We start from the raw sequence: 7,954 nt of genomic DNA, 5'->3' as shown, positions 1-7,954 counted from the left end.
CTGGACAAAGCGGAGGCGCTGGCGAAGCTGGAGTTCAGCGGCCAGAAGCTCAGCAAGAACGATATCGTCGAAATTCTGAGCAAGAGCAGCGCAGCGCAAGTGGTGCCTGCGCTGGTGGAGAACGCTGGCAAATTAAACAATAAGGCTAAATCGCGAGTGTTGGCGGCGGCCAGCAGCCGTCGAGACGCTGCTGCCGCAATTAGAAAATTAAATGAATGACACTATGGCGACATATATCGGCGATACAGTTTTTCATTGCTACGAGTAACGCAATTATAAATATATCTCGCGATCACCTCCAAAGCGGACTACCCGACGTGGAGCGGGCCGCCATTCCATTCAAAGACCGGCCGGTTTTCGGCATTCCTCCTAGGCCATCAACTTGGCGGCGATGTCACGTTATCTGCAAATGAACGCAATGAGACTTTTGCGCTGATCTCAGCTGACAATGGTCACTGACTTCCATTCCGCTATGGCCTGCAGGCGATGAATGTGTATGACGCGAACAGAGCGGTTTGAGCTTGGTGGGACGAAGAGATTTCTGAGGGCGGAGAAGATCGAGACGAAGGTGAATCGGAGAAACATGGCATGAATGAACTGACATTGACCTGCGCAAGACTCGTCTTACTCAACGAGAGCTACGACGGCACGGTCCACATCGTGGACGGCAGCATCGAGGAAATTAGCCCCGGAGGATCGAATCGCCCCGTTCCACGAAGTCGCAGCGCGTGGGTCCGGATTGCGCCAGAAAGCCGTCCAGTGCATCGGCCGCGGCCTTGCCGCAACTATTTCGCTCCGGCACTATCGATGCACGTTTGCCGGCGCTCTCGCTCGTGCTTGGCCACTCGCGCTACAACTTCGCCCGCTATGTCATGCACCAGGACCTGCAGACGCCGCTATGCTGGCATTGCCAGGCAGAGGCCCTTGGCGGGGTGCCGATCGAGATTCTCCACGACCGCATGAAGACGGCCGTCACCGGCGAGGATGCGAACGGCCACATCGTCTACAATCGCTCGCCGCTGACGCTGACCCAGCGAAACGCGACTGCGTAGAGTACGGACATCCAGTTATCGGAAAGTTCGGCCCGACTCAATGCATCCTTTGTGTGGTGATTGTCGACAAGTGCAATCGGTTTGGGTTCCTGTAACGATTGGTGAGGCTTTGGAACAACGACGACATCTCTCGCGATTGAACAGTAAACTCCCCATAGTTTGGATCGAAGAGCGTCGTCACTCCATTCGAAGATGACATCGCAACTGTGTGTGCGCCATCGCCAGAAAAATACAAGTTGACCAAATAGGTCGACCCGTCTTCCGTTATTTTGCTAATCATCCGCAAGAGGCTCGAAGACTCGCCAAATGTGTATTTCTTCTCTTTTCCGGACGGTGCTAGGCCTGCTTCCCGCAAAATGGTGTTGTGTGCCTGAAGGTCGGCCTGGGAAGCTCCTGCTCCCTCTGTTAGCAACAGATGCTTGAGGTTCTGATACTGCTGTTGCCGCATAGCCGCTGAGGCGTGTCCTTCCGATCCAGGCAATATCGCATTCATCCGGGCTGACGCGCTGCGGTTGAGATTGAGGAGCCACTCCGCAGTCAGTCCAACGCAGATGCCGTTTTCATTCGCCTCGTGCAATTCGGCCGTCCTGTATTCGAACAGGGAGGTGCTTGGCCTCGCGGGAGAGGATGTACTGGCGCTGGAGGAGTGTGAACTGTGAGAAGAAGTTGCATCCGCGGTATGCGGCTTGCTGGCGCAGAGTCCCATTTTTTCAGGCAACTCCCCAGAGGACAGCCTCTGCTGCCCGAAACTGTCGCGGGGATGTAACTCCAGCCGGTTGTTGCTGACATCGAGCGTCGGAAGCCCGGCCGGGAGGGCGGGCAAACTCGTCAGGAACGCAGGTGACAGGTCCAGTAGGGCATCGACATCGCCGGCCTCAACCCAGGCCCTGGTTCGTGTCACCGCCTCTTGCCGCTGCTCGTTGTCCCCCTGTCCCGCTTCAGCAGCCCAGGCGTCCAGGATTTGGTCCAGCGACGCTTCGTGGGATGCCGGGGCGTGGAGGTTCGCCGGATCGCCGGCAGAGGAAGTCGATGCCCCAGTCAAGGCTTCGACCCACTCTCCCGAGAGCGGAGTGAGGTCATCTTCTTCGGACGTACCGCCCAGCCGGGCCTTTCCTGATTTCACCAATGCCTTCTCTCCAAACCCTGATTAAGGCTATGCTAACGCGCGCCGACCGTTCCTCGTCATGCGAAATCCATATTCCATTATCATCCTGGTATGGTCAGAGGTCTTCCCGGACCGCTTTACGGCTTCGGTCACGTAGCTGGCATTCGGCTCCAGGCGGGGCGCACGAGGGGGTATAGAGACGCGGAAGGCGCCGAATACTTCCTCGATCTCTCTTCCCGTAGTTCTTGCCGCCTTGTGACAAGAGATCCTGCAATAACCGTGTCAACCGCGCGAGGTGTCGCCGGTCGCATCGAGATATGCTGGCTCTGTTGCCGTTCGGTTTGGATGCCGAAATGGGCTCTGTTGTCGCGCCTTCCGAGGTACGCTTAGGCCGAACGGATTATCAGCACAGTGCCAGTCATCGAATGATCGCCAGTGTCCGGGGCAGGAGGAGCGAAGGCGCCAGGGTCAGAGCAACAGCTGGGTCGAGCAAGAAGCGGTCCGGATTCTCAAACCATGCACCGTCATACTCGAAGAGAGGATGGTCTCCGAGCCCCGGCCGCGATTGCTCCTCGCCATTCCGATCGGGTGTGTGCGGCCGTCCAGATTAATTGCACCTGAAAGTCAGCCATCGCGAGACGATCCGTCTAAGCGGCTTGAGATGGATGTGTTGGGCAGATCGGCGCTCGCCAGCACCTGTCGACCTCGCGAGCGCATGCAGGACGCAGAGATAAATGCTGATGCTGACGTTGGGGTCCCCGGCTTGCACCCTTTGCAATCTCGACCGAGACGTGACGGCGCGCTCCGCCACGATTGGCATTGGCAGCCGCCGGCGTCTACAAGCATCATGGGGCGCAGCGCGCGGGCGATATGGCCTGCCGCCAGCTCGATGCCGTCGACGATGCAGACAGCTGTTCCGCAATGACCGGCGGGCTGCAGGCCACCCTTTCTTTGTTGAGCCGTCAGCGCCGCAATTTCGGCAGGGTGATGCGCTCGGCAGCGGCCGCAAACACTGGTTCCGTTCTTTTCAGCAGTATCGTTGTTTTTCCGGTTCGACAGCGCCAGCAAGATCATCCTGCTCGCGTGGGTAAACGATGACGACACCATGCGTGCCTACGGGAGCAGGACAGTGCCTACGCGGCCTTCAAAAGTATGCTGGAAAGCGGTAATCCTCCCGACGATTTCAAAGCGCTGTTAACAACGGCAAAGGCAACGGCAGAACGGTTCGAGGCGGCAGTCAAAGCGGCAGCTGATGGCTAGACGAACCCGAAACCTACAGCACGCATTTGGGGGCGTTCAGCCCTTCGAGGCGACAACTGGGACCATCCATCGGCAGGTCACCACCGCATTGTACCCGCTTGCCGTTGACGGCGGCCGACCCCATCCGCTTCAGTTCGCGGTTTTACCAGCGCGGTGACCCTGCAAGTCCATCAGAGCCGGATTCGCACGCCTGTTCCTTTTTCGCGGCCGATGTCCCGCCGATATTGGCGCCTGACGGCAAGCACGGCGGCAAACTCCAGCCGATGCATTGGTCGAGCATCACGGGGGCGCGGGCGAGGCACGCTCATTCGCAAGCATGGCGGATTCGAGGCCGAGCGCCACACCGGGACGTTACTTACAATGCAACTACATTTCGCTTTGTCCGGGTCGGATCTCGGACACGGTCTTTTTCAGTTATCCTGCTGATAACAATTATTTTTCACAGTTGGCACGGAACGTGCTTGGATGCAGCAACGCTTTGCAGTTAGGGATCAGGCTGCCCCGAACCGCAGGGCACCGCTCAGAAAGCCGAGGTTTTGATGGGCGTGGCATCCAATAAGGCTTTCTAAGCAATTAGCAGAGTTATAGCACAGGCTCCTTTTATTGACGCGCTATGGATAAAGTATCTCGGATGCCTGTTCTCATCTGGCTGGTCCGGGTGTTTTCGCCGAATTTCGCAATATTGCCGCTCGTCTGGCGTCATCCGGCACTGCAATGAAGGGGTGCAGGAAGCAACAACGGAGAAAGGGATATCCGTGGCCGATGAGCGGAAAGTCTCTTCCTGAAGGCTGATAGGACACCGTTGCCTGGGCATTCTCATAGAACACGTGATGCTGAAAGGGGCGCGAGAAATCACCTCCTATCTTGACGAGTTCTAGCACGAGGTGCTTGGCAGACCTTTCTACATTCTTGGGGGGAGCCGGGACGTACACCATTTGACCGTGGACGCGCTTTCGCAGCGATCCAAATTGGATGTGGAAGTCGCCATGCACCGGTGCATATTTCAAAATGAATGCCGAAAAGCAGTCGATAAAATATGTGACTGGGTAGTCCTTGTGCGCTTGCGCGTCAGAGATCGTCTTGACTTCAGAAAAGACGCCAAGTTCCGGAAGCCATGGGTCTCTTTTTTGTCCCCGGACGCACTGACCCTTTCATGCACGACGTGATGAATTCGAGTGTGTGCCCAAAGCAGTGACAGTTCCCATACGTAAGGGATTCCGTTCCTCTTCGGTTGATCGACATGCTGTATTATACGTTGGATTTCATGGTAGCTGAGGTGCCCAGCCACTCCATCGATCATTCTCTGCAAAACTCGTCTTGAGAAGATTAGGATTATTCCAAGACTTTATTTCACATCCTCGAAGCCCGCGGCCACCCACGCGATCAACGCCATAGCAGCAGCAACCACCAACGGCGCCCCCAAGATCAACTCAACTGTCTCGATGTGCGGTCGAACCGGCAAGTAGAGTCCCGTGACGCACCAAGGGCTGTCGCCGATGAGGTCAAAGCCCATTAAGCAAGGCACATTATCGTGCCAGGACCAGAAACAGATCCACGGAATCGAGAACGCCCACCATAGGCGGACGAACCCTCGTCTAAGGTTCATACGGCACCTCCGCGCACAATCAGCACAGCGTCTCGCACGCTACGCCATCGCCGTCCCGGTCCAGCTTCCGGCCCCACGAGCAGTTGTGCAGATACCATTGCGCTTCGTCGCACGAGCTGATCTGCGAGCAGTACCGCCGTGGCTCGCATGAATAGCCGCTCTGCGCTAACAGCTTGCGGCTTACCATGCCGAGCGGCTGGCTCGACGGCGCCGCGCCATCGGCATGCGACGCGCGCCAATCCCAGGGCGCTTGAAAGTTGCCGACCCACATGCCGACTTTCGCGGCCCCTCGCCTTCGCCTGCTGTGGCGCATAGCGCCGTGGCTGTAGCGCGGCCAATCAAGCGCCTGACCGTGCTCGACCATCCATGTCGCCACGCTGGCGCCGTCGGCGCGTCGGCAGTCGCCTACAAAACGGTGATAGCGATCCCACGTCACGAACGTGCACTGCACCGGCCTCGAGGCTGCCAGGAATGTGTCCAATGCTTCCGCCGATCGCCGGCCGCAGGGATATTCGAAGCCCTTGGCGTCGTCGCAGTATTGCTTGCTCTCCGGCGCGTCGATGCCGTTGAAGCGAATCCGCTGGCCGCGAACTTCTATCGTGTCGCCGTCGATAACGGAGGCGACACCCGAGATCGGTTCCGGCTTCGGCCCGAACCAGTTCGATGCGTTGAGCTCGGGCAAGCGGTCGCTGTGCTGCATGGCGATCTGCGCGGCCAGCGCGCCGGCTGCGGCGAACGTCACGAAGATCAAGCGCCGCGGCACGCTCGCCCACCGCAGCGCGCGCGAGCGCTTTGCGCCGGTGCGTTTGCGCCATTGATCAGACCGATTGTCGTGTCGTGATCTATCCATTGTCGACTTATGCCGACCAGCCCGGCCAGGTACTGTCGATCATGGGCATGGCAGCGCAGTAGTAATCGTAGACAAACTGCCCGGTCGCCATATCCCGGCAACGCCAAATCAAAGCGTAGTTCGGGCCGTAGAACTGGTCCCATGCAACGCCATAAACTTGCGGTCGCGGAACATAGTAGCCCCCGCCGCCATTCTTTGCTGCCGCGCCCGCCGCAGCGGCTACACCCGCCACCGCAATTCCAGTCGCGACAGCGTTGTCGGTCTGTATCAATCGAACGCATTTCTCAACCGTTGCACCACGCCGAGTCAGGAGCGCTGCAACTCGACTTCGATATTGTTCGTCGGCGCTGCCGACCAGCGCGTGGCAAAGCGCTGTTGTGTTCTGCGCTTTTAAATCGCTATCCGAAACATTCGTGTTTGTTGAGCACCCGCTGATGAACACGGCCGCGCCCGCAAGAAATGCTATCGCCTTCATTGAACTGTCCCCCCGTTGAATACTGGGGGTAATTCACGGTGTCTGTCCAGAATTTTATTCAACTTCGTCTACCTGGCCGCGCGGAGCCGGGCCAGCGCAGCGAGCCCAAATGCAACTCGCCGGGCGAGGCCCTGCAGCCTCAAGCCCGACGAGTTCACAACTGATGCGGTCGGAGACCGGATCAACCAGCGAATCCTTCGCCTTCGGCGGGTCCCCCGCGGGCAGCATCCAGGATGACCGACCGATCGAAATGGCGGCCTTTGAACATGCCCCCCCTCAAATGGAGGGGCCTTCATGCCCCAGGTGATCTTGACGGAAAGTTTGCGACGGAATCGAAAAAACCGACCATCGCCGCCAAAGCGCCGGTCCTGCTTTTCAAGTACTTAGCTCCTGATCAAGCGGCTTCGCGGTAATGCCAGGAATGTCATCTATCCGGACAGGTTTCCCGATCAAATAGCCTTGAGCTTCATCGCATCCGAAGCGGCGCAGATAGTCGAGCTGTTCGGGAGTTTCCACGCCTTCGGCCGTTACCTCAATTCGAAGCTCATGCGCCAGCTGAACCAATGATCTTACAATCGCGGCGCAGTCCGCGTCGGTTAGCATATCCTGGACAAAAGACCGGTCGATCTTGAGCCGCGAAAGAGGCAATTTGCGAAGATAGGTGAGGGATGAAAAGCCGGTGCCAAAATCGTCAAGGGCAACTGTGACGGACAGAAAACTCAACGATTGTAGTAATGAAATGGCGTCTTCAAAATCGGAAATCAGCACCGATTCCGTGATTTCGACCTCAAGTCGCTTTGGCTCTAAACCGGTCTCCGACAAGGCCATTACTATTCCATCCAATAACGCCTTGTTCTTAAGCTGGACAGCCGACAGATTGACGGAGACCCGCAAGTCGCGCGGCCATTGCACCGCTGCCAGGCAAGCCGTGTTGAGAGCCCAATGCCCGATGGCGTGAATCAATCCGGTTTCTTCAGCGATAGCTATGAACTCCGACGGAGGGATCGCGCCAAGTGTCGGATGCTGCCACCGCAGAAGCGCTTCAAAACCTCGGATGCGATCGCTCCCGAGGTCGAGAAATGGTTGAAATGCGAGCCAAAGCTGGTCGTTGGCGAGCGCAGATGCCAGATCGCGTTCAAGGGCCTGGCGCCTTGCAGCAGCTTCATCGTCGCTTGCGCTGAAAAACTGGATGGAGCCCGCCCCCAGCATCCTAGCCCTGTGAAGCGCGGTGTCGACGCACCGCAGGAGCTGGTTGGCATCCAAACCGTCAGTGGGCGCCAAAGCGATACCGACGGAGGCCCTGCAATATATCTCTCGCCCTTCGATCAAGAAAGGCGCGCGCATGACATCTATGATCTGTTTGGCCAAGGACCTGATTTGATCTGGCCGGATATCGCGCGCAGCGATTATTGCAAATTCGCCGCCCTCCAATCTGGCGATGCCATCGCTTTCCCGTGTCGATTTGCGAAGTCGCGCAGCCACTTCGACCAAAACGGCATCCGCCATGGCTCGGCCAAAGTGATCATTCACCTCGTCAAAATTGCTGAGATCGAACAAAAGCAGCGCAAAGTGCTGGTCAAACTGCTTTGCGTCCACCAACGCGTTC

General features: G+C 57.8%; 7 protein-coding genes and 2 pseudogenes. 4 read left to right on the top strand and 5 right to left on the bottom strand.

Annotated features, from left to right (window positions below):
• Positions 1-219 (top strand): hypothetical protein (locus DH10_RS10615; RefSeq protein ID WP_192384701.1); only part of this gene is annotated, 219 nt, incomplete at its 5' end.
• Between the two features lie 219 nt (positions 220-438).
• Here DH10_RS10615 and DH10_RS36830 read toward each other — a convergent pair.
• Positions 439-567 (bottom strand): annotated as a pseudogene (locus DH10_RS36830) (IS6 family transposase); the annotation flags it as partial.
• A 260-nt stretch (positions 568-827) separates the two neighbouring features.
• On the opposite strand from DH10_RS36830, the pseudogene DH10_RS10610 reads away from it, so the two are divergent.
• A pseudogene (locus DH10_RS10610) lies at positions 828-1,034 on the top strand (IS21 family transposase); the annotation flags it as partial.
• A gap of 55 nt (positions 1,035-1,089) precedes the next feature.
• On the opposite strand, the gene DH10_RS36825 reads toward DH10_RS10610, so the two are convergent.
• On the bottom strand, positions 1,090-2,175 hold the full coding sequence (locus tag DH10_RS36825) for a YopT-type cysteine protease domain-containing protein (protein WP_312891240.1): 1,086 nt from the start codon (positions 2,173-2,175) through the stop codon (positions 1,090-1,092).
• Positions 2,176-2,976: 801 nt separating this feature from the next.
• Between DH10_RS36825 and DH10_RS36820 the strand changes: the two genes are divergently transcribed.
• Together DH10_RS36820 and DH10_RS36815 are read left to right on the top strand one after the other, a co-directional pair.
• Entirely contained in the window at positions 2,977-3,255 is a 279-nt protein-coding gene (locus tag DH10_RS36820; RefSeq protein WP_246506027.1) for a hypothetical protein, read from the top strand.
• Complete coding sequence (locus DH10_RS36815) at positions 3,197-3,355, top strand: type II toxin-antitoxin system YhaV family toxin (RefSeq protein WP_246506000.1); 159 nt, start codon at positions 3,197-3,199, stop codon at positions 3,353-3,355. Before DH10_RS36820 ends, DH10_RS36815 begins: the two co-directional genes overlap by 59 nt.
• Before the next feature lie 1,687 nt (positions 3,356-5,042).
• On the opposite strand, the gene DH10_RS10595 is transcribed toward DH10_RS36815, so the two are convergent.
• From DH10_RS10595 to DH10_RS10585, 3 genes are all read right to left on the bottom strand, one after another.
• Positions 5,043-5,873 (bottom strand): thermonuclease family protein, encoded by an 831-nt coding sequence (locus DH10_RS10595; protein ID WP_192246861.1) that lies wholly within the window; start codon positions 5,871-5,873, stop codon positions 5,043-5,045.
• Positions 5,874-5,880: 7 nt separating this feature from the next.
• A complete protein-coding gene (locus DH10_RS10590) occupies positions 5,881-6,348 on the bottom strand; it encodes a hypothetical protein (RefSeq protein WP_192246863.1) in 468 nt (155 codons plus the stop codon).
• A gap of 375 nt (positions 6,349-6,723) precedes the next feature.
• A partial coding sequence (locus tag DH10_RS10585) for a putative bifunctional diguanylate cyclase/phosphodiesterase (protein WP_192384700.1) occupies positions 6,724-7,954 on the bottom strand: 1,231 nt, incomplete at its 5' end.

Source organism: Mesorhizobium silamurunense (assembly GCF_014843825.1).
In the GTDB taxonomy this organism is placed as follows: domain Bacteria; phylum Pseudomonadota; class Alphaproteobacteria; order Rhizobiales; family Rhizobiaceae; genus Mesorhizobium; species Mesorhizobium silamurunense.
The sequence above is the reverse complement of the archived record's forward strand: the minus strand, read 5'-3'. Positions and strand labels throughout refer to the sequence as shown.